The 21,825-nt window shown below is 59.6% G+C and carries 16 protein-coding genes; 9 read left to right on the top strand and 7 right to left on the bottom strand.

Translation table 11 applies throughout. The features are described 5' to 3' along the window. Positions 1-44: 44 nt before the first annotated feature. On the bottom strand, positions 45-755 hold the full coding sequence (locus tag ACIOTN_RS10295) for a queuosine precursor transporter (protein ID WP_105662429.1): 711 nt from the start codon (positions 753-755) through the stop codon (positions 45-47). A 355-nt stretch (positions 756-1,110) separates the two neighbouring features. On the opposite strand from ACIOTN_RS10295, the gene ACIOTN_RS10290 reads away from it, so the two are divergent. The 5 genes from ACIOTN_RS10290 (at position 1,111) to ACIOTN_RS10270 (ending at position 7,901) form a co-directional block, all read left to right on the top strand. Then, positions 1,111-1,818 carry a TetR/AcrR family transcriptional regulator gene (locus ACIOTN_RS10290; RefSeq protein ID WP_105662428.1) on the top strand — a complete coding sequence of 236 codons (708 nt, stop codon included), beginning with the start codon at positions 1,111-1,113 and terminating at the stop codon, positions 1,816-1,818. Positions 1,819-1,942: 124 nt separating this feature from the next. Continuing rightward, positions 1,943-2,557 (top strand): hypothetical protein, encoded by a 615-nt coding sequence (locus ACIOTN_RS10285; protein ID WP_105658597.1) that lies wholly within the window; start codon positions 1,943-1,945, stop codon positions 2,555-2,557. Between the two features lie 36 nt (positions 2,558-2,593). Further along, positions 2,594-3,415 (top strand): hydroxymethylpyrimidine/phosphomethylpyrimidine kinase, encoded by an 822-nt coding sequence (locus ACIOTN_RS10280; protein ID WP_105662427.1) that lies wholly within the window; start codon positions 2,594-2,596, stop codon positions 3,413-3,415. A gap of 362 nt (positions 3,416-3,777) precedes the next feature. Then, a complete protein-coding gene (locus ACIOTN_RS10275; RefSeq protein ID WP_105658599.1) occupies positions 3,778-4,266 on the top strand; it encodes an FBP domain-containing protein in 489 nt (162 codons plus the stop codon). A gap of 353 nt (positions 4,267-4,619) precedes the next feature. Beyond that, positions 4,620-7,901, top strand: a complete 3,282-nt coding sequence (locus ACIOTN_RS10270; RefSeq protein ID WP_402735300.1) for a S8 family serine peptidase — start codon at positions 4,620-4,622, stop codon at positions 7,899-7,901. Between the two features lie 90 nt (positions 7,902-7,991). Here the strand turns inward: ACIOTN_RS10270 and ACIOTN_RS10265 are convergent, their stop codons facing one another. From ACIOTN_RS10265 to ACIOTN_RS10250, 4 genes are all read right to left on the bottom strand, one after another. Further along, the gene (locus ACIOTN_RS10265; RefSeq protein WP_105662425.1) at positions 7,992-9,257 is read right to left on the bottom strand and encodes a glycoside hydrolase family 3 N-terminal domain-containing protein; all 1,266 of its coding nucleotides are present in this window, start codon (positions 9,255-9,257) and stop codon (positions 7,992-7,994) included. A gap of 69 nt (positions 9,258-9,326) precedes the next feature. Next, positions 9,327-10,619, bottom strand: a complete 1,293-nt coding sequence (locus ACIOTN_RS10260) for a Y-family DNA polymerase (protein WP_402735299.1) — start codon at positions 10,617-10,619, stop codon at positions 9,327-9,329. Continuing rightward, a complete protein-coding gene (locus ACIOTN_RS10255) occupies positions 10,609-11,025 on the bottom strand; it encodes a LexA family transcriptional regulator (RefSeq protein WP_105658603.1) in 417 nt (138 codons plus the stop codon). Before ACIOTN_RS10255 ends, ACIOTN_RS10260 begins: the two co-directional genes overlap by 11 nt. An 83-nt stretch (positions 11,026-11,108) precedes the next feature. Beyond that, positions 11,109-12,353, bottom strand: a complete 1,245-nt coding sequence (locus ACIOTN_RS10250) for a hypothetical protein (RefSeq protein WP_181148924.1) — start codon at positions 12,351-12,353, stop codon at positions 11,109-11,111. 76 nt (positions 12,354-12,429) lie between these two features. Here ACIOTN_RS10250 and ACIOTN_RS10245 point away from each other — a divergent pair, with 76 nt between their 5' ends. Then, positions 12,430-13,284 (top strand): NAD-dependent epimerase/dehydratase family protein, encoded by an 855-nt coding sequence (locus tag ACIOTN_RS10245; protein ID WP_402735298.1) that lies wholly within the window; start codon positions 12,430-12,432, stop codon positions 13,282-13,284. 103 nt (positions 13,285-13,387) lie between these two features. Here ACIOTN_RS10245 and ACIOTN_RS10240 read toward each other — a convergent pair whose 3' ends face one another. Then, on the bottom strand, positions 13,388-14,665 hold the full coding sequence (locus tag ACIOTN_RS10240) for an FAD-binding oxidoreductase (protein WP_105658606.1): 1,278 nt from the start codon (positions 14,663-14,665) through the stop codon (positions 13,388-13,390). 323 nt (positions 14,666-14,988) lie between these two features. Between ACIOTN_RS10240 and ACIOTN_RS10235 the strand changes: the two genes are divergently transcribed. After that, positions 14,989-16,194 (top strand): hypothetical protein, encoded by a 1,206-nt coding sequence (locus tag ACIOTN_RS10235; protein WP_105662421.1) that lies wholly within the window; start codon positions 14,989-14,991, stop codon positions 16,192-16,194. A 628-nt stretch (positions 16,195-16,822) separates the two neighbouring features. On the opposite strand, the gene ACIOTN_RS10230 is transcribed toward ACIOTN_RS10235, so the two are convergent. After that, positions 16,823-18,007: a sensor histidine kinase gene (locus tag ACIOTN_RS10230; RefSeq protein WP_105662420.1), complete on the bottom strand. Its 1,185-nt coding sequence runs from the start codon at positions 18,005-18,007 to the stop codon at positions 16,823-16,825. Between the two features lie 313 nt (positions 18,008-18,320). Here ACIOTN_RS10230 and ACIOTN_RS10225 point away from each other — a divergent pair, with 313 nt between their 5' ends. Continuing rightward, positions 18,321-18,995, top strand: coding sequence for a response regulator transcription factor (locus ACIOTN_RS10225; RefSeq protein WP_105658609.1), 675 nt, complete (start codon positions 18,321-18,323; stop codon positions 18,993-18,995). Between the two features lie 129 nt (positions 18,996-19,124). After that, on the top strand, positions 19,125-21,683 hold the full coding sequence (locus tag ACIOTN_RS10220) for an ATP-dependent Clp protease ATP-binding subunit (RefSeq protein WP_402735297.1): 2,559 nt from the start codon (positions 19,125-19,127) through the stop codon (positions 21,681-21,683). Positions 21,684-21,825 lie beyond the last annotated feature (142 nt).

The following is a 21,825-nucleotide window of genomic DNA, read 5'->3' as shown; positions in this document are numbered from 1 at the left end:
TACAGCTGTGGGCATCGCCCTCACGGATGATGCCCACAGGATCACTAGCTTGCGACGGCCGCTTGGCTGTAGCCAGGTTCGCGCTTCTTGAACCATTTGATGACCATCGAGGTCACCGGAACAAACAGGACCTCCACGGCAGTCTTGTAGATGAAGCCCACCACCACGTAGTTGATGAATGTCGGCGCATCGGCGATGCCGATAACTGGCGCTGCAATGGCACAGAAGATCAGGGTATCCAGGAACTCCCCAACACCGCTGGAGCCGATCAAGCGGAGAATCAGCCCACGCTCGCCGGTGCGTTCCTTGAGCTTGACCAGCACCCATGAGTTGGCCAGCTGCCCCACCAGGAAGCCGCAGGCGGAGGCAACGACGATCTGCCAGATCGGGCCAAGGGTGCGCTCAAATGCGTCTTGCCCGTCGTAGAACTCGGCTGATGGCAATTGGATCATGACCCAGAAGCAGAACACTGCGAAGAAGGCCAAGGCGAAAGTCACCAGGATTGAACGGCGAGCCGCCTTCAATCCGTAGACTTCCGCAATGACATCGCCCAGAATGTAGGCCAGCGGGAAGAGGAAGAAACCGCCATCGGTGACCAGCGGACCGAAGCTGACACCTTTGGAGGCGCCGATATTCGAAAGAATCACGACCGCGCCCATCAAGGTGAGCACCGTGGAGAAGTAGGGAGAACCCGAAGAAGCGAAAACCGCGTTCTTGGTTCGAATCAGATTGTTGCTGGCGTTGGAATCGCCCATGAAATTTTCCTTGTCAAAGTGGTTCGCCAGAACATCGCTAAAAGGCACGGCCCTGCCCACGAATCAAAAGGGTGAAGGTTCCATGCCTGCGCGCTGTCCCGCTGTATTAGCACTTACGCAACAAGTATCCCATGCATAACTGCGGCCACGTTCTCACCTGTTGAAGACCAACCATGTTTCAGAAATCAAAGAATTCCAAAATTCATATCTCACTTGAATGTCTTCGAACTATAAATTCGAGGAAACAAATAGTGCAGTGACCGTCCTCCCGTACATCAGCATGAAAATTTTCCTTTTTTGAACGCGTTCAAATAATTGGTAGAATCGGATCCACCCACTTCCATCCAAAGGCTCCATGACAACGCAACCACGCACCGAAAAAGGCCAGCAGACCCAAGCCAAGCTCTTGGCAACTGCCTTGGAGTGCTTTGCCACGGACGGATATAAAGCCTCGAGCATGCGTGCCATTGCTTCGAACGCAGGGGTTTCCCTGTCGCATGCGTACTACTACTTCAAGTCCAAAGAGGAGATCGTTGCCCAGCTCCTGCTGAACCTGCGCAGGGAGCAATATGATTTTTGCGCGGGGATGCTCGCAGAGGGAAATACCCTCGAAGCCAACATCCGCGCAGTACTCGACACGGGCGTCGAAGCGTTGGCTCCCTATCACGATTTCGGGCCTGCGTTCCTGCGTCTGATGCTCGCGCGCGATATGGGCAACGACGAGATTTCCAGCATTGAATTGGAGATATGGGAGAAGGTCGTTTCCGGATCCCGCCCGTTGCCCCCATTGGGCATACGACGCGATCTGCCGAAGTTCTTACTGCTGGTTTCCCGCCAGATCTTCTCGGCGTGGGCTTTCGACCAGTCGCCGCAGCAGCGCCGATCCAGACTTCTGATGAAGAACATGGCACCGGTTGCCGCCAAGTTCGCGGTGCTCTGCCGCTTGCCTGTGGTGCGCTCGCTCTTTGAAGATGTGCTGGCACTGATGGATCCAGGGCCAGCAGGGATTGATGAAGTGGCCATGGCAGATCCTTCACCGCTGAGACGGCCGAAAGCCTCCTGAAAAGCTGCGGATTGCGCGAGCCGGCAAACACCCTGACACAGAGTTCCGTATCACCGCGCCTTAAGGCGTAAAGTCAAACATGCCGATAGGTGATCCCTAGCGAACCAAAGGAGAATGCAGCACTATGAGCGCAATGGCACGAGCACTGCCAAGCTGGACCCACGACTACGCCACGCTGCGTGATCGCATTGCTTCCTTCCCGAACCAGCACGAGATTCGTTCGGTGAATCAAGACGGTGAAGACGTGGAAATCCTCCGCTACTGGCCTGATGCTTCCTGGTCCGCGCCAAAGGACGCGCAGCGCTTGATCCTCTTGGGCACTCCCAACGACAGCACCGCTGCAGAACTCGCCACTTCGGGTTGGCAGCCAAGCACGACCATGCATCTGCTGGCCGGCAAGCCCGACGACGTCGAGCAGGTAGTCAAGCTCGCCGATACGTCCGGGCTTTTCGAGGCTCCAATGGAGAACTATGACGTCGTTGAGGTGACCGACTTCGACCGTCCGGTCGCCCGAGGACGCATGCGCTACGGCGAAAACTACGGCCTGCTTACCGACCCGGACCTTTTCTCCCCCACTGATCCCGATGCGGCTCGCCGCGCGGTACTGGCTAACTTTGCAGGCGCAGCCTTCGGCCACGGGCTGCCCTGGCTGCTGCTGGTAGCCACCGCAGAACACGCCCAGCAGCTTCCCGAAGGCTGGTCCAAAGCGACCACGCTCAGCTTCTGGCAGCACGGCTAATCCCATTCCCTACCCGCACTACCCGCAATTGAGACTATGACTAATACAAACACTGCCTCTCCAGCCATGACCCTGACCATCGCTGGTTCCGAAGCCACTGGCGGCGCAGGCGCCCAGGCCGATCTAAAGACCTTCCAGGAACTGGGAACCTTCGGCATCGTGGCTTTGACCTGCATCGTCTCCTTCGATCCCAAGGACTCCTGGAACCACCGCTTCGTTCCCGTTGACCAGCAGGTAATTGCCGATCAGCTCGAAGCCATCCAGGCCTGCTACGAGGACAAGCTCAGCACGGTCAAGCTGGGCATGATGGGCTCGCCAGCAACGATCAACACCGTTGCCACCGCGTTGAAGTCCCAGCAGTGGGACAACGTACTGCTCGACCCGGTGCTGATTTGCAAGGGCCAGGAACCAGGCCACGCACTGGACACCGACGAAGCCCTCAAGGCTGCCTTGCTGCCCTTGGCTACGTTCGTCACCCCGAACCACTTCGAGGCTGAACAGCTCTCGGGAATCAAGATCACCACTGAAGATGATCTGATCGAAGCTGCCAAGAAGATCCACGAGGTCTCCGGCGCGGCGGTCCTGGCCAAGGGTGGAGTCCGCATCGCTGGCGAAGACGCCGTGGACGTTTTCTACGATGGCACGACCCTCGAGGTCTTGCGCGAGAAGAAGATCGGCGAAGTTGCGGTCTCCGGCGCGGGCTGCTCGCTGGCCGCAGCCGTAACTGCAGAGCTGGCCAAGGGCGCTACCCCGCTGGAGGCAGCCCGCACAGCCAAGGCGTTTGTCACCGAAGGCATCCGCAACCGCGTTTCTGGCAACACCCCGTTTGACGCGCTCTGGCAGGGCGGCCGCCGCTAGGCCCTGGCTGCTGGAGTGTTTGCTGGCCACTGCCGTTCACGGCGGTGGCCAGCAAACTGCTTTAACCGTGATCCCAGTCATTGGCCTAAGCCAACCGCACTTGTTATGGTTATTCCGGAAGTGCTCAGAATCAATGCGTGGAGAACCACAGGAGGGAGCGGTCGGCTATGCAAGCCACTTTGACGCTCTGCCCGTTCGTCTGCGTATCGAACGGGGTTGGCAACACATTTTCCGCTTAGGGCTTCTGCCTTAGGCAATGTTCCAGTGCCCCCAATTTTTCGTTCCCTTGCAGACCTCAACACCTTGACGATTCGTGATTCCATGCGCCCATGAAGCGCGTGCGGACTATTTGAGGATTTCCCATGCAGCCATTGACCGAAAAAACCATCCGCTCTTCCTTCATCAACGCCAGCCGCCAAGAAGCGAAGAAATTGACCCTGCCCGAAAACTTCGCCTCCCTCGAGTGGGATTCGCTGGAGTACCTGGGTTGGCGCGACCCGAAAATGATGCAGCGCGGCTACCTGCTCCACACCGACGAAGCGGGGCAGACCCGCGGCATCCTCTTGCGCCCCACCGACGGTGGCCGCAAGCCGACCAACGCCACGATGTGCGAGATGTGCCGCGATGTGAACATCCCCTGCGCGGTAGGCATGTGGACGACCAAGCGCGCTGGCCAGGCTGGACGTGACGGCAATACCTTGGGGACATTGATCTGCCTGAACTTCGAGTGCTCCCGCAATGTGCGGATCCCGCCTCCGAAGAATCCGATCTACCCGGACCCAATGGTTGTCGTTGCCGAGCGCATCCAGCTGCTCGACGAGCGCGTGCATAGCTTCCTGAACCGCCTCTAGGCAACCGCAGCCTTCAAGCCGATTCCGGCGCCGCCCGCCCAGCAAGTAGTGAACTGATGAGTAACAAAGCGTCCAAATTTTCTCAAAAATGGACGGGCTCATCAGGCCTTGCTGGGCGGGTTTGTCGCAGTGGTTCGCGGATTTTATTGTGAAATTCCCAAGCCAGCACAATATCCAGCCAAAGGTTACTATTCAATAACCCCTTGATATATGAGCTACGTCACCTAAGATTCCAGCTATGGGTATTCGCACTAGCGGACGTTTACCCCGGACGATCATCAAGGCTCGCACCGCTTTTATGTCGCCCGCCCATGACGGGAGCAGCACCGCTATCCAGCCCAGCTAGGAGAATCATGGTCACTCGCCGCACGCAGAGAGTGCCGCGCCTGATTTTGGGATCAGCCACTGCGCTTGCACTGGCTGTTACCTTGTCAGGACCGGCAAGCGCAGCAGGAATCCCCCAACCAGGCGACGGCGAAAATGCCGCGTCCCTGCCAATCACCAGTTCATCAGCGCTGTCCAACCTGAAAGTCTCCGGACCTCTTGCCAAATCAACTGGTGAAGTCTCTGTTTTCGTTCAGTTCCAGGGTGATGGCGCCTTCGAGACGGTGAAGAAGTCCGGCAAGAAGAAGGACACTGCCAAGGTCAAGAAGATCGGCAAGGAGGTCAAGGCCAAGGGCAAGCAGCTGGCAGCCGAGGCCAACTCGAAGGTCATCTACACCACGCACAACGCACTGCAGGGTGTCGCACTAACCGGTGATGCCGCTGATCTGCGCAAGCTTGCACAGCGTAGCGACGTTGCCAAGATCAGCTCCATCGTTCCCAAGAAGCCCTCCAACCGCAGCTCGGTAGTTGACACCGGCGCCCTGGAATCATGGAAGTCCCTGGACAAGACCGGCGACGGCGTCAAGGTGGCTGTACTGGATACCGGTGTGGATTACACCCATGCCAGCTTCGGCGGCCCGGGCACCTTGGAAGGCTACAAGGAAGCCCAGTCTTCCGATGAGCTGCCCGGTGCAGATTCGGGCCTGATCGACACCAACAAGTTCATTGGCGGTTGGGACTTGGTTGGCGATGACTACAACGCCGACTCCGACGATCCCACCTACCAGCCAATTCCGCATCCGGACCCTAACCCGCTTGACTGCCAAGCTGCCGGACACGGCTCCCACGTTGCCGGAACCACCGCAGGCTATGGCGTCAACGCCGATGGCTCGACCTTCACCGGGGACTATTCCTCGCTGGACGCCGACGCGCTGGCGCAGATGAAGGTCGGCCCGGGCTCGGCCCCTGACGCACAGCTCATCGGCATCCGCGTCTTCGGTTGCGGCGGCTCCTCCTCCGTGGTTGGCCAAGCACTGGACTACGTACTTGATCCGAACGGCGACGGCGACTTCTCGGACCGCGCCGACGTGGTCAACATGTCCCTTGGTTCGGATCATTCCCCGGCCAACGACCCTGAAAATGACATTGTCGACGCCCTGAGCGCAGCCGGCATCCTCTCGGTTGTCGCTTCCGGCAATGCCGGCGATGTCACCGACGTGGGCGGTTCGCCGGGCAACTCGCGTTCCTCGCTGACCGTAGCCAACTCCGTTGGCTCGCACGTCACCCTGGACAAGATCCAGGTCGATGGTCCCGACAATGTCGCCGGTTCGGCCTCGGGCCAGTACTCGGCGAACTTCAACTACACCAATGCTGATCCGGCCGCCTTGTCCGGAGAAGCAGTGATGGCTCCGGCCGATAACGCATTCGGTTGCGACGCATTCGAAGAAGGTTCACTGGAAGGCAAGTGGGTTTGGCTGCAGTGGAGCGAGAACGGCGAGTTCCCTTGCGGTTCCGGCGCCCGCTTCAACAACGCTGAAGCCGCCGGTGCCACCGGTGTCCTCTTGGATGCAGAAAGCAACCTGTTCGATGCAGGCATCGCCGGCAACGCGACCATCCCGGGTGCGCAGTTCACCTTGGACGAGTCGAACAAGCTGCGCCCAGCAGCTGAAGCTGGCAGGCTGCAGGTTACCCTGTCCCCCGAATTCGTTGGCGGTTCCTCCAGCGAGTCCGGCGTTGCAGACACGCTGAATTCCTCTTCATCGCGTGGCGTCCACGGTTCCAACGGCGTGGTCAAGCCGGATGTGGCTGCCCCAGGTACGCAGATCGGCTCGGTTGGCGTGGGCACCGGTACTGGCACCGCCGTGATGACCGGTACCTCGATGGCCACTCCATTGGTTGCTGGTATCGCCGCGCTGGTTCTGGAAGACAGCGACTACACCCCATATGAAGCCAAGAGCATCATCATGAACACCGCGGCCACCGACATCAAGGCTGCCAATGGCGAAGCCTACGGTCCGAACCGTGTTGGTTCCGGTCGCGTGATGGCCGATGCAGCACTCCAGAGCCCTGCTTTCGCCTACGATTCCGAGGCAGCGGATCTGACCAGCGTGGTCTTCGGCGTTATCGAGCTGGGAGGCAAGAAGCCGTTCAGCGCGCAGCGCGAAATCACCATTGAGAACACCAGCGGCAAGGCGCAGAGCTACGACGCCAACTACGTGGCCGCTACCGAGATCCCAGGCGCAAGCTTCACCTTGGATCGCAGCAGTGTCACCGTGCCGGCCGGCGGCAGCGCCAAGCTGAACGTCACCCTGAGCGTTGACCCGCAGCAGTGGGCCAAGACCATCGATCCAACCATGGCTACCAGCCAGTCCGGTCTGGCTCGTGCCTGGGTTGCCGATGCCAGCGGTCGCGTCGAGCTGACTGCCAGCAATGCTCCGACCCTGCGCATTCCAGTCCAGGCAGCACCCAAGCTGGCTGCTGACATGGAGGGCAAGCTCAAGAAGATGAAGAAGGGCGCGGATACCACCACCCTGAGCCTGAAGGGCAAGGACATCACTGCTGGCGAGGGCGCTACTTCGGTCACCTCCCTGCTCGGCGCCTTCGAACTGGGTGCTTCGAGTGAACGCGGCGACGATTCGCTGGACAGCATCCCGGCGGCCCGTTCCGTGGACCTGCAGCACGTGGGCGCATCGAGCACCGCTGCCCGCACCGGTGTGGCTGACGGCCTGCTGAACGTCGGCATCTCCACCTGGGCCAACTGGGCCCACCTGGCTGGCGGCACCGAGCTGGATGTCGAGATCGATACCAATGGCGACGGCGAAGCCGACTTCGTTACCTTCAACGCCGCATTCGACGAAGTTGACCTTGACCTGGCAGCAACCTTCAACCTCGCCACCGGCGAGCAAGTTGATCTGCAGCCAGTGAACGGCATGCTCGGCGATGTCGATACCAACACCTTCGACACCAATGCAGCGGTCTTCCCGATCTCCCTGTCAGCCCTGGGGCTCGATGAGGATTCGGCGGAGATCTCCTACCGTGTGCTGGGCTACTCCTGGTACAACACCGATGAGAACGGCTCGATGATCCCGGTTGACCAGACCGACTGGATCGACTTCAACGTGGCAGCGCCACAGGTTGATTTCGGTGCAGAAGGCACCTTGTTCACCGATCTGTCCGGTACCCAGATCCCGGTGACCGTTGCCGACAGCACCAAGGCATCGAAGGCACTGTTGCTTCACCTGCACAACGGCAATGATGACCGTGCACAGGTTCTGGAAGTAACTGACGGAAAGAAGAAGGGCAAGAAGTAGGCCTTCCACCTCCCAAGAGCAGGCCCGGGGCACTTCCTAGCGAGTAAGGAAGAGCCCCGGGCCTACACCTTTAAGATCCAGCCGTGCAGCTTATTGCATGCGCAGCTTCTCTTCGAGAACCAGTACTGCGGCTTCTCTGACCTGGGCCGCGAATTTCCCATCGGCCTTGGCCTCGGCGGCCAGGGCCTTCGCCATGGTGATGGCCGGAGCCGATTTAACGCATAGCGGAACAGTTCCGCCGGCGGCCACGAACTTCACTGCGCGCTCGCCCACCGGCAGGTAGCCGACCTGCTTGGCTTCGCACAAGTCATCGGAAATCACGATTCCCCCATACCCCATTTGCTCACGCAGCAATCCGGTGATGATCTTCGAAGAGAACGGTGCATCATTCTTTCCATCGAGCCGGGAGTAGCGGGCGTTGGAGACCATGACCCAGGACTTGCCCTGCTCGATAGCCTGCTCGAATGGCTGCAGATCGCTGGAGGCCGCAGCGATCTTCGTATCGGTCACCTGGGTACTGGTATCGGTGTTCCCAGCGACCCGGCCCAATCCGGGGAAGTGCTTGACTACCGGTTGCACGCCTTCGGAGCGCAGCGCTTCGTTCACCGTCGAAATGGCCTTGGAGACCCCCGAGGCGTCATGCGCGTATTCGCGGCCAAAGTAGCCGATGGGTGCGTTGCCGGTGCCGATACTGGCAGGAACAACGTCAGCCACCGGAGCCAAATTCACGTTGATGCCGGCTTCAGCCAGTTCTTTCCCGGCGGCGCCCACTTCACGCTCCAGCTTCGATACAGGCCACCCTCCCTGCGTCAACGCAGTCGGCAGTTCGGTGAAACCGGGGCCCTGGAGCACCCGGACAAAACCCCCTTCCTGATCGGTGGCCACCCAGACCGGCAATTGCCCGGGAATGCCGGACTCCAAGCCCTGGGTAATTTCCTGGACCTGGGCGGCGGTCTGCTTCACCGGCAGTTGCGAACGGCCGCGCAGGAAGACATTGGAAATTCCCTGCTTCTTCATCGCAGAAATTTCCGCAGCGGTTGCTCCTGTTGCCGGGACACCGGCCATCACGAGGCTCGCTGCCTGTTCGCTGGCGCTCAGCTCGTCGGCCAGCGCTTCTGCTTGCTGGCGCAGCGAGGGTTCCTGGCTGCGGCTAGGCGATGGCCTTTCTTCAGCCCTGGAGTTGCCGGACGGGCTGGGAGTTGCCTGCTGCGCAGGAGTCCCCGTACTGCTCGGGCTGCTGGAACTGCCCGCGGACGTGCTCGAAGCTGGTTCTTGGGTATTCGGCGCACTGCAGCTAGCGAGCATCACCGTCATCAGGATTCCGACTGACATGAGCTGCTTGGCACGGGTAGTCATGAGATCATCCTCCCACCGTAAACTGCGAAGTTGCCGAAGAGCCGAGAACCTTTTGCCATGGGCAGAACGCTAGGCACGCACCACCAGCAGTTCATCCCAGTCGGTGGTGTAGCGCTGCGAAATATGCTCTCGTTTCATCGACCATTCAGGGATTTTGGCCATCCCGGCATGCCCCAGGCCAATGGATTTAGCACCGAATCGAAGGGAGATATCCTGGACTACCGACGAGACGTTCTCTTGTTCCTCGGCAGCCGGATCGGGACTCTGGCCAAAGAGATCCAGCTGTTGCTCACCCGGAGAATCGCTGAGGCCGGAGAGGATCACTCCCCCGCGAACATAGTCCATTCCCGGTTTCATCAGATCCCGCATCGCGGCAATTGCCAGCTTGCTGAGCACGATGGGATCCCGCGTCGGACGCGGCAGGCGCACCTGGGCACTGGGGAATGAGGCTTCTCCCCGGGCGAAGCGGCTGGTGCCCGCGGTGACGGTAAGCAATGAAGCGTACAGGCCTTCGCGCGCCAAGCGGCCGGCAGCCTTCTGCGCATAGATGGACATGACTTCTTCCATCGCTTCATAGGTGCGCACCGGCGTGGAGAAGGAACGGGTGAACATGACCTGGCCGCGATCCGCGCGTTCCTCCACCGGACCGATGCAACGTTGCCCGTTGAGTTCGAAGACCGTGCGCTGCAAGACGACAGAAAACTTCTTGCGGATCGCCAATGGGTTCGCTGCTTGCAGGTCCGCGATGGATTCAATGCCCATGGCTGCCAGCTTGGCACCGGTTTTGCGGCCCACACCCCAGACATCGGTGACTGGAACCCGGTTCAGGATACTGCCCAGGACCTCGGGATCCATGAGCTGCTGGACGCAGACTCCGCCCAGTCCCGGATTGTGCTTGGCAATATGGTTGGACAGCTTCGCCAGGGTCTTGGTGGATGAGACACCCACGCAGACTGGCACCCCAATAGTCTTGTCAATGGCTGCACGGATCTGGGCCGCGGTGCTGCGCACCTGCTCCAGGTTGCCTTCCAGGCCGACGAAAGATTCATCGATGGAATACACCTCGTGCCAGGTCCCGAAGCGCCCGAGCAATTCCATGACACGGGCAGAAATATCCCCGTACAGTTCATAGTTGCTCGACCGCACCGCAAGGTTGTGGGAGTCCATATAGCGTTGGACCTTGAAGAAGGGTTCTCCAGTAGGAATGCCCAGATCCTTGGCTTCCTGGGAACGGGCCACCACGCAGCCGTCATTGTTCGACAGCACCACCACGGGACGATTGCGTAGCGAATAGTCGAAGGCCCGCTCGCAGGAGACGTAGAAATTGTTGACGTCCACCAGGGATACGTGGTCAGCGGACATGATGCAGGCACCTGGTAATGACGCCGAAGACACTGACCTCATCGCCTTCGGCCAGTACTACGGGCAGGGGCGATTCATCGCTGAGCAGCCCAACCTCGTGGCCGTCAATCTGCCAGCGGCGCACCAGCATCTGCCCGTTGAGGTTGACGATGACCACAGAGCCGTGGCGCACGGCCAGCGATCGGTCCACGATCACTTCATCGCCGTCGAAGATACCAGCTGACCGCATGGCGTGGCCCGAGACGCGCATGATGAAAGTGGAGACACGGTCACGGACCAGCAACCGGTTCAGGTCCAGTCCGCCGTCAAAATAATCGCGTGCTGGCGAGGGGAAACCCATCGCGGATACCGCTTGGACCGGCCCTTGGGTTGCTCCCGGAGGCATCAGCTCCTGTTCTTCAGCCACACCCCACCACTTTCTAGTACAAATATTCGAATACTTGAATTGTAGCGTGTTATCCAGCAACCTTCATGTTTCCGGCGAGCGCGCTAGCCCCGGGACTCCGTGGCAGAGGTCCTCCCATGGACCCTGGCCTGTGCTTTCCAGCTGTACAGCGCGGCGGATACAACGATAACCAGCAGCGTCGCGGCACCGGAGATCACGATAATTGCCCTGGCCGGGCCAATCAGCAATCCCGGGGTGCCGATGAGATAGCCCAATGCGACCATGATGTTGATGAGCATCCGCAGCTGCGCCCAAGCAGCACCATGGCGGGATTCCGGCACGTATTCGTAAATGGCTGTTCGCACTCCGGTATTGTGCAGTGCATTGCCCAGCCCGCCGGCAAGGAACACCAAGGCCAGGCCAGCCGCGTTGGCCCAGAGCCCTTCCGTGAGGATCGCGGCGCCCACCAGCCCTCCGCCGAGCAGAATCGGCAAGGCGCTTCGGGTACCGAAGCGGCGATTGCCTCCCAGCAGGGAACCGAACACTGCGCCCACGGACCAGGCACCGAGCAATACCGCGTATCCAGTGTCGTTATCGGTGATCCCGCGCAGGTAGAACACCCCCGAAACGCCTTCTGCTGCGGTAAACAGCACGATCGCTGCCACCGGGAGCAGCAAGATCCGCAATTGTGGATTGCGCGTCAATGCAGCTCCACCGGGCGATACCGGTCCACCCGGATCCGGCTCGTTCCCTGCGTCTGCTCCTTTCCCGTTGGCGGCTTGCGAGCGGGACAGGAAGATGGCCGCCAGGGCCAGTGCCAGGAATCCTGCCGCCGCGTACCAAAGCACCGCGCCGATCCCCGCTTTCGCGAAGACGAGTGAAGCTATCGCCGGCGCGATGATTCCCGCCAGGGACGTCGCTACGACAAGGAAGCTGCTGGCACGAGCAATGCTGAAGCCTCCGCGGATGCGCGGAATGATCTTGAAAATGACCGCTCCGTTAATCACCGCGCAAATACTGGCCACAGGCATCAAGGCGAGGCTCGCGAAGATATTGGAGGCAATGGCCATCACCGCGAAAATCGCCACATGCACGCACAGGTTCAGGATCCACACCCTGAAAAGGCCTGCCCCGTCCACCCAACGCCCTATAGCCGGGGCGGCAAGGATCGGCGGAACCAAGCCGGCGAGGAACAACGCGGTTACGCCCCAGGACCCCAACTGATCCGCGGATTCCAGGGTCAAGGCAAAGACCGCCATGCCCTCGCCGAGCATGGAGAGCAATGCAACCACGCAGAACAGGACACAACGCACCGAAGACTGCACCTGGCCCCCTTCCTCCGCGCGCATGCCACGCTGGCCTAAAGGTTCTAGTCTATGGGTAGGGGGATTCGCCTCCGAGGACATATCGCGCCAAAGGAGTCTCGTGAAAGTATTACTGGTCAGCTGTGGAGATGTCGCCACCGAGGCAGGACTGCGGCTCCAGCAGGAGGGCCATCGCGTCACCGGCTGGCGGCGCAACAGCCAGAAGCTGCCCGCAGGATTTACCGGCCACAGCGTAGACCTGCTCGATGCCGCCCAGTGGCCAAGCATCGATCCGCAGACCGAAATCGTCGTGCTCACTCCCGTGCCAGCCACCCGCGATGCCGATGGCTACACGCGCGGCTATCTGCAGGTCGCCAAAGAACTGGCTTCACGGCTGGCAGCCCAATGCCCCAATCTTCGCCGGCTTATCTACGTCTCCTCCACCGCAGTGATGGGCGGCGCCAACGGAGAACTCGTCGACGAATCAGCACCGCTTGCCCCAGCTAGCCCCACCGCGCAGGTCCTTGCGCACACCGAGGCAGCGCTCGCCGGCAGCGGCCTGCCGGTAACAATCCTGCGGGCGTCGGGAATCTACGGCCCGGGCCGCACCCGGCTCATCGATCACGTCACTGCCGGAGCCGCACAGATTCCCGCGGGCTCGCATTGGACCAACCGCATCCACCGCGATGACCTGGCCGCGGCCATCGTTCACGTTGCGGCGCTGGGAGAGCAAGCCGCTGGCCTCTACCTGGCCAGTGACAGCACCCCAGCCCAGCTAGGCGAGGTCTACCAGTTTTTGGCCAAGGAACTTCATTTGCCTGCGCCGGAAGAGGCAGGACAAGCCCCGGCACGACGTGCTGCCGACCGCCGGCTCGATAATTCCAAGCTGCTAGCCAGCGGGCTTGAACTGCAGTATCCGGGATTTACCGAAGGCTACCGCGCGATCCTTGCCGGGACATCAACCCGCCATGCCTAAAGCGCGTAAAAGACAGCCTTAAAGGAAAACCGGCTTGCAGCGCATCGCCATGATGCACCGCAAGCCGGTTGTTTTATTTCGTTCCGGGTGTGGACCGAAACGCTTAGAACCCCTTGCGCAAGGGGTTGAAGTGCCGGGCGATGCCTGGAACTTGCTGGCCAGCAATCTGGGCAGCCAGGATCTTGCCAGTCAGCGGTCCCAGCGCAACGCCCCACATGCCGTGGCCGCCGCCAACCGACACGCGCGAGGATCCGGTCTGGCCAATGAGTGGCATGCCGTCCGCGGTGCATGGGCGTCCACCCACCCATTCTTCTTTGCGGTTCTCCCAGTTAATCCCCTGGTAGACCGGGGTCGCAGCGGCAACGATGGCCTCAATGCGCTTCGGCTCCAGCTTGTGGTTGGCGTCGCGGAATTCCATGGTGCCGGCGATGCGGAAGCGATCGCCCAGCGGGGTGCAGGCAACGCGCTGGGTCGGGAAGTAGATCGGGTGCGTTGGCATGTGTTCCGGCTCCACGGTGAACGAGTAGCCGCGGCCTGCCTGAACCACAACGTTCACACCGAACTTGCTGGCCATGTCGGACATCCAAGCACCGGTAGCCAGCACCACGTGATCCGCGGTGATTGAACGGCCTTCGGAACCGATGACGGTGACCGAGCCGCCATTGTCGCGCACATCGGTGACGTTGAAGGCTCCGATGATGTCGCCGCCGCGGGCGATGACGGATTCGGCCAGTGAATCCATGAACTTCGGCGGGTTGATGTAGCGCTGGTTCTTGATGGCTACGCCCGCAGCGACCTTATTGGACAGGGTCGGCTCGATGCCGCGCAACTCGTCGCCGGTGAGCAATTCGTAATCAACTTCGCCGCCGGTCTTCTCGATCATCTCGAATTCATGCAGCAGCGCATCGCGGTCGCTGAGCGAGGTGAATCCGGTCAAGAATGGATTTGCCGGCTTGGTCGGCTCCTGCACGCCCGGCCCTGCCGAAGTCGCCTGCGCGATTTCGTCGAAGGCATCCAAACCGGTTGCGCCGATTTCCGAGTAGACCCGCATGGCTTCTTCCCACTTCTTCGGGGTCGAGTGCCAGGCAAAACCGATCAGGAAGCGGAGCAACTTGGCATCGGCCTTCAGCGGAATGTACAGCGGGGATGCCGGGTCGAGCATCATCTTCAGGCCGTTCTTGAAAATTGCAGGCTCTGCGATGGGCAGGGTCAGCGCTGGGGTCAACCAGCCGGCGTTACCCCAAGAGGAACCGGACGCGACGCCGCCGCGATCCACGACGGTGACCTTAATGCCCGCTTCCTGCAGGTACCAAGCGGTCGACAGGCCAACAAAGCCAGCGCCTACAACAACGACATGATCTGGCACGCCTACTCCAGCCATGATCCACTCTCCTAGCATTTCGACGGCCTCTCCACACGAGCCCGCATGTCTTCACTGTCGCGCGATCCCCAGGGAAAATCAACGCGTCCTGACGATTCGACGGTGAGCGCCACCACACCGGCAGGAGGTTCGTGTTTCTTGCGGTAAATGATTGCCTATTCCGAACTTTCAACAAGTACTTCCTCCCGTACGGGCACTTTCCCCAGAGGCTGCATCACTATCGCCCATCGGGAACTTCGCCTCCAGCGCGTCCTGCGTAGACTGGAGAGAAGCGAATTACCAATCCCGCCGATCAGCCATTTCTAAGGAACTGCACCACACTCATGGCCTCACGTAAACCAGCCAAGAAGAAGCCTGCCCAGGGTCATCCAGCCCGCCGTTCCGGCGCCAGCAGCGTGCCTTTTGAATCTGAAGTGCGCCAAGCTCTTCAGCCATTCAAGTCCTCGCTCTTCCGCCACTTCCACGAAGAGGGCCAGGCAGCCAGCGAGACCCGCGCAGCGCTCGAAGGGCTCACTACCCTGCTGACCGTGCATGCCCAGTTGCGCCAGAGCGTTGACGTCAAAACCCTGGATCCGACGATTCTGGGTGAACAGCTGGGCCACTTGACGTCGCTGGGCAAGGAAGTTTCGGAAGCCAGCGCTGCGATCCTCAAGCATTACCTGACTTTCCTGGGCACGACCGCTAATTTCGGCGGAAGCGTGGATGACTTCAAGCAGACTTTCGAATTCCTCTCCCGCATGGCTGGCGATTCACCCATCGTGGCACCTTATCTCGAAGATGATGAGGCCAACGGCAGCCTCGAAGCGATGCCCTTCGTTTTTGCGGCTCGCGAGTTGATCAGCTGGGTTGGCGAAGGCAAGCCGACCACCCCAGCTGGCGTACTCACCGGCGATACGCTGCAGGATGCGGCCAGCGCGCTGGGCCTGTTCGTCAAGGTCGATGAATCCGCCGGCGTTCCAGAGGATGCCCAGTGGGAGCCGGAAGACGGCACTGCCGTTTCTTCGCTGGCCGACATTCCACGCCTATCGGCATACTGGGACGCCCTGATCGGCACGGCCATGCTGCGCTACCAGGAACCGAACGCAACCCCAACCGAGTCGCTCAGCGATGCGCTGCTGGCATCCAGCGGACAAGGCGCCCGCTTGGTCAAGGAGCTGATTGCAGAGGTTCTCTACTCGCACATCCTGATCAACACCTTGGAGCAGCCGGGCAAGGCGCAGATCGCCGAGATGGTGGCCGGCGTGTTGAGCAATGCCGCATCATCGACACCGCCACGTGCCGAGTTCGCGTTGCAAGTTCCGACCGAAGATGACCTTCCCGCCGAGCAGCATCACCTGATTGCCAGCCTTGAGGAGGTTGTCCCCCAGGTCGAGTCCCTGCTGCGCGTCTTTGAACGCGAAGGCCTTGTCGAGATTAATGACGAGATCACGATTCCTGTGGTCTTGCGCTCTTCACTGGAACGAGCGCTGGCCAAGGTCTCTGATCATGTTTTGAAAGACACCCAAGAGGCAGAGGCTTCCGAGGTTTAGACCACCAGCAACGGCAAAGGGTGCGAGAGCTAATTCGAGTTCTCGCACCCTTTGCCGTTGATTCATCGACTAGCCGATGCGCGTGGCCAGCTCGGCGTCGTGCCACGGCAGGCGATCGAACCATGGGCCCCGCTTGGTTCGCCGGCCTTCACGGCCAAAGAATCTGCGGTTGCTTCTGCGTTGATCGCAGCATCTGCCGTCTTGCTATCAAAGCCGCCCTTAGGCTCCACGGCCAGGCCTTATTGTTGCCAAACAACCGTATCTGCCTGGGTACTCATGCGCGCTCGCTTCCCAGACAGGAAATGCTCTCCATAGGCGCAACACCCCGCCACGCAGGCCCATTCCGACCTGAGGTGTGAGGCAGAACGCAGAAACACGGGCTGGGTTTAAGTTATAAAAGGTACGTTGCATTACTGACAGACAACGGCGTGCGATGGGGGCACAGCGCCGATGAAAGATCAGTCCGTTTACGCAATGCAACGTACCTTTTAATCACCCTCGGATCCTTAGTGATGCCACTCGCAAAACACCACCAAGTACCTTCCCGGTGATCGGTCTTCACCGATACATGTCTAACTTATCGCGTCCTGCGAAAATCCGAAATCATACTTTAGTAGGAGGGTAGGGGTCAGAACGGGATGCTTGCGCGCAGTGCCCAAACACCGTTTTCGGAACTGGTTGCAAACTTTCCACCAAATGCACGCATCCTGTCACCCATGCCAATCAGGCCTGTCCCGCCTTCGGGCAACCCACTCGCCTTCTTGTCGAAATTCCCCATCTGATTAGTAATTTCCAGGATACCCTCTGCCCCTTGGACCGTGAGTTCGAAGGTGCACTTCCCGCCCAAGGCACCGTGCTTTATCACATTTGTTGTACCTTCTTGCATGACCCGATAAATCGCAGTCTGTGCAGAACGGGGCAATTCGGAAATTTTCTCGTCAGTGGTGGAGCTCACCTCGAAATTTGCCTCTTTTAGCCTCTGAACGAAAAGTTCTGCACCCTGAAGCGCGTAAACAGTAGTAGCGGCCGGCTTATCAATGCCCTGGGACGAGGGATCTGCCATGGTCCCATCAGCCCTCAGGACATTGAGCATCAGGCGTAAATCGTGCAAAGTCTCAGTACTCAGTTTGGCGATGACATCCAGAGCTTCGAGGGCCTTCTGCCCATCGTTTGCGAATTTCGCGGCCTTCGACTGCATGGCCACGACCGTGATGTCATGCGCGACAATATCGTGCAGATCCCGGGCAATGTTCTTTCGCTCCCGGTCGACAGCAAGACGAGTCTGCTCTTTGACCGTATGCATTTGCCGAAGAGCGAGCTCGTTCTTCTCGCGCAGCAAGTAAATATTCCTCGTTAAGAAGAACGCCATCGCCGTCAACGGGGCAATCCCGACAAGCAGAACCGCGTCTTGCCCGGACTGGACGCCGAACTGCACCATCCACGCTGCGGACAAGGTTAGGAATAAGGCCCTAACACTCATGGCACTGGCCGTAGCTGCCAGCGCCGAAAAAATCATGAATGAAACGACAGTCCAGAAGAACAAGGCGCCGTCCGTGAGGAAGAAATAGGCAACTGCCACAAACAATCCGACGGATACGGCAACCCAGCGAAGACCAAGCGCAAGAATTGCGCACAGTCCAACGCCGAGCAACGCGCCTCGAACCGAAATATCCGACGAACCACTAAATCCGTCTTCCAGCAGAGTCACGAACTCGCTACTGGAAACCGCGATCAGAACCGCAATACCAGTCCAAACAATGACACCCCGACCAGCGAAGAGCTTGGTCAGGGTGTCCTTTAGTCGTCCATTCATATGCCGAATAATTCCCGGCTCAGATGATCAAGTCAAATAAACCGCGTTATGGGCAGGCGACGCCGTAGCGTTTGCAGAACCACTCCGAGAAGGCTGAGCCAAAGCCAGCAGGAGTAGCAACGTTGCCACTGCTGGAGGCTGGAGAGCTCGCGGCAGATGCAGGAGCTGCCACGGCGGTCAATGGTGCCAGAACTAATGCTGCTACGGCCAGCATTTTCAAACCCTTCATAACAAACTCCACATCAGATCAACTTATATACTTTCAGGTGAACAGGCCAACATGAGGCCACCCGCATCGAATCAGAGGAATCAGATGGAACAAATAAAGGTCCTTATTGTCGATGATGAACCTCTAATTCGGCATGCGTTGGGCACAATCCTAGCAACAGACCCCGGAATTGTAACGGTTAATTCTGTTGAAAATGGACAGGCCGCCGTCGAGTATTGCAGCGGCAATCAAGTGGACGTTGTGCTCATGGATTTGCAGATGCCGATAATGGACGGGGTTAGCGCTACTAAAGCAATCAAATCTGCCGAAGACAGCCCCTCAGTGCTTGCCATTACCGCCTTTTCTTCGGACGACTATCTGGTTCCGGTACTGACCGCTGGGGCCAGCGGATACTTGGTAAAAGACTCTGAACCAGATGAAATTATTCATGCGATCCATGCCGTTCACCAAGGAACTGCAGCCATTTCCCCGTCGGTTTCTTCTGATCTAGTTTCTGCGGTTCGCGAAGCTTACCGGGATAATTCCCAAGACATTCAAGAACTGGCCTATGACTTGGGAATTACCAATCGGGAATTCGAGATTCTAAAACTGCTCGCACGCGGGCTAAACAATACCGAGATTTCAAGAACTCTGACTATTTCCGAAACCACGGTTAAAACCCATATGGCGAAGATTTTCGTTAAGCTGAATGTTCGCGATCGGGTCCAGGCCCTGGTTGCGGCCGCGCGTATGGGCCTTATCGAAATCCCGAAAGACTAGCGCCTGCTTTCCAGCTATTAGTGTGAAGTCAACCTCTTTGACACCTTGCCCGGCTGGTTCGGGAATATCTGCGCGCCATATGCGTTGAACATGAGCATAGACCGCTCAAGTTTCTATTAGGAGGCTCACTTGCCAGCATTTTTCGGCGCACCGTCAGATGGCTCGTTTGAGGAATTCCTCTCTCGATTCCTGTCTTCACGTGCCCAGGCAGCACGTCCCATCGACCTCACGCGCCTGCTTTCCGCCCGCACCCACGAAGCGGTAGCCACCGCGGCAGCGATTTCCCAGGAGCATGGCCACGACGAGATTGATTCCCTGCACCTCCTGATGGCTCTGCTGCGCACCGAACCAGTCGGCGAGCACCTGACCGCCATGGGTATCGACATCGAGGCTTTGAGTGCAGATGCCATCGCGCGCATGCCCAAGTCCCAGGAGAAGGGCGAGAAACCATCCCACCTATCGTCGGCAGCTCAGCGCAGCCTCTTTGACGCCTATCAGGTTGCTCGTAACTACGGTTCGACCTACATCGATCCTGATCATCTTTTCCTGGCCTTCGTTTTCAACCCGGAATCTCCGGTCAGCCAGCTCCTGGCGCAGCACGGCATCACCGGCCAGTCCTTGCAGCAAGCCGCCATGGAGCAGGCCCAGCGTGGCCAAAACGATACCCAGAACCAGTCCGATTCCGAGTCCGACGTGTCCATGCTCGAACGCTACGGAACCGATCTGACCCTGCTGGCCTCCGACGGCCAGATTGATCCGGTGATCGGACGCAAGGAGGAACTGGATCAGGTTATTGAAATCCTGGCCCGTCGCACCAAGAACAACCCTGTGCTGATTGGCGAGGCCGGCGTGGGCAAGACCGCCATTGCCGAAGGCCTGGCCCGCGCCATCATCGATGACCAGGTACCAGCCCAACTGCGCAATGCGGCCTTGATCTCCATTGATCTTCCGGGCATGCTCGCCGGAACCCGCTACCGCGGAGATTTCGAGCAGCGGCTCACCGGCCTGCTCGACGAGGTAGCCGCAGCCGAAGGGCAGGTGCTGATATTCATCGATGAGATGCATCTGCTGGTCGGTGCAGGCTCTGGCGAGTCCGGCAATATGGACGCCGCAAATATCCTCAAGCCGCGTTTGGCGCGTGGCGAGCTGCACATGATCGGCGCCACTACGCTCGATGAGTTCCGCAAGGTGGAGAAGGACAGCGCGCTGGCTCGGCGCTTCGGCAAGGTTACTGTCGCCGAGCCGTCGGAGAAAACTGCACTGGCCATTTTGGACGGCCTGCGCGAATCCTACGAGGATCACCACCAGGTGCAGTACACCCCCGAAGCGCTCAAGGCCGCGGTGACGCTCTCTGCCCGCTACCTGAACGACCGCCAGCTTCCTGACAAGGCCATCGACTTGATCGATATCGCCGGTGCCCGGCGGTCCATCGCTGCCGGAGATGCCGAGGATGTGCAGTCCCTGCGTGCCGAATTGGTAGACGCCGAGCGTGAGAAGTCACGCGCTATCGGCGAGGAACGATTCGAAGAAGCTGGCGCATGGCGTGACCACATCGTGGAGATGACCGCGCGCATCAAGGCTGCTGAGGAGGCCGGCGATGCAGGGGTCACCCGGGTAGTGGATGAGAAGCAGATTTCGGAAGTGATCTCCCGATCCACCGGCATCCCCACCTCGCGCATCTCGGGAGATGACAAGGCACGCTTGGCTTCGCTGGAAGATTCCCTGCATGCTTCGGTCATCGGCCAGCACGATGCCGTTGCCGCTGTGGCACGCGCCGTGCGTCGCAACCGTACCGGAATGTCGCCAGCAGGTCGCCCCATCGGCTCGTTCCTTTTCCTGGGTCCCACCGGCGTCGGAAAGACCGAACTGGCCAAGGCCCTGGCTGCAAACCTCTTCGGTTCGGCCGAATCGCTGGTTCGCGTCGATATGAGCGAATACGGTGAGAAGCACACCGTGGCGCGCCTGATCGGAGCACCTCCGGGGTACATCGGCCATGACGAGCCCGGCCAGCTGACCGAGAAGATCCGCCGCAACCCGTATTCGGTCGTGCTACTCGATGAAATCGAGAAGGCCCACCCGGACGTGTTCAACGTGCTGCTGCAGGTACTCGATGACGGCCGGTTGACCGACTCAGCCGGGCGCACTGTCGATTTCTCCAACACGCTGATCCTGATGACCAGCAACCTCGGCGGCGAGTACTTGGCCAACAAGGCCGGAAACTTCGGTTTCACCTCCGCCAATGCCACCAGCGAGGCTGGAGAAATCCGGGCCAAGGTCATGGGCAAGGTACGCGAGTTCATGCGCCCAGAGTTCCTGAACCGTCTGGACGAGGTACTGCTGTTCTCCAAGCTCTCGCAGTCCGAGATTGGCCAGATCGTCAAGCTGGTCATCGCCGAGACCGAAGCTCGCTTAGTGGACCAGGAGCTGAAGCTGGAGGTGAGCGACGCTGCCGTGCAGTGGCTGGCAAACGAAGGCTACGACCCCGAGTTCGGTGCCCGCCCGCTGCGCCGGCTGGTACAGCGCAAGGTACAGGATGCCATTGCCGACCTGCTGATCAGTGATTCGCTTGCCGCTGGTGACACCGTTTCGGTGGACTACGCCGCTGGCATGCTGAAGGTGCAGAAGAAAGTCGAGATGCCGACTCCACCTGCTCACAACGAGCACGCGCCAAACTACTTCGATAGCTAGGCCGGCATAGCCCATAAAGGGGCTTGCTTGCTCGGGACTTCCGTCCCGGCCAAGCAAGCCCCTTTTCTTCACTTAGAAAGTGCGCTAGTCAGCTGCAGAAATGCAGTCAACCTCTAGCTAAGCAGGAAGACTCCCGGTACCT

This window comes from Glutamicibacter sp. NPDC087661, from assembly GCF_044743275.1.
Classification (GTDB): Bacteria; Actinomycetota; Actinomycetes; order Actinomycetales; family Micrococcaceae; genus Glutamicibacter.
This window is presented reverse-complemented; position numbering and strand designations above follow the sequence as displayed.

Coding starts and splice junctions, on each gene's coding strand:
- ACIOTN_RS10295 (WP_105662429.1), bottom strand. CDS start 755: ATGGGCGATTCCAACGCCAGCAACAATCTGATTCGAACCAAGAACGCG.
- ACIOTN_RS10290 (WP_105662428.1), top strand. CDS start 1,111: ATGACAACGCAACCACGCACCGAAAAAGGCCAGCAGACCCAAGCCAAG.
- ACIOTN_RS10285 (WP_105658597.1), top strand. CDS start 1,943: ATGAGCGCAATGGCACGAGCACTGCCAAGCTGGACCCACGACTACGCC.
- ACIOTN_RS10280 (WP_105662427.1), top strand. CDS start 2,594: ATGACTAATACAAACACTGCCTCTCCAGCCATGACCCTGACCATCGCT.
- ACIOTN_RS10275 (WP_105658599.1), top strand. CDS start 3,778: ATGCAGCCATTGACCGAAAAAACCATCCGCTCTTCCTTCATCAACGCC.
- ACIOTN_RS10270 (WP_402735300.1), top strand. CDS start 4,620: ATGGTCACTCGCCGCACGCAGAGAGTGCCGCGCCTGATTTTGGGATCA.
- ACIOTN_RS10265 (WP_105662425.1), bottom strand. CDS start 9,257: ATGACTACCCGTGCCAAGCAGCTCATGTCAGTCGGAATCCTGATGACG.
- ACIOTN_RS10260 (WP_402735299.1), bottom strand. CDS start 10,619: ATGTCCGCTGACCACGTATCCCTGGTGGACGTCAACAATTTCTACGTC.
- ACIOTN_RS10250 (WP_181148924.1), bottom strand. CDS start 12,353: ATGCGCGCGGAGGAAGGGGGCCAGGTGCAGTCTTCGGTGCGTTGTGTC.
- ACIOTN_RS10240 (WP_105658606.1), bottom strand. CDS start 14,665: ATGGCTGGAGTAGGCGTGCCAGATCATGTCGTTGTTGTAGGCGCTGGC.
- ACIOTN_RS10235 (WP_105662421.1), top strand. CDS start 14,989: ATGGCCTCACGTAAACCAGCCAAGAAGAAGCCTGCCCAGGGTCATCCA.
- ACIOTN_RS10230 (WP_105662420.1), bottom strand. CDS start 18,007: ATGAATGGACGACTAAAGGACACCCTGACCAAGCTCTTCGCTGGTCGG.
- ACIOTN_RS10225 (WP_105658609.1), top strand. CDS start 18,321: ATGGAACAAATAAAGGTCCTTATTGTCGATGATGAACCTCTAATTCGG.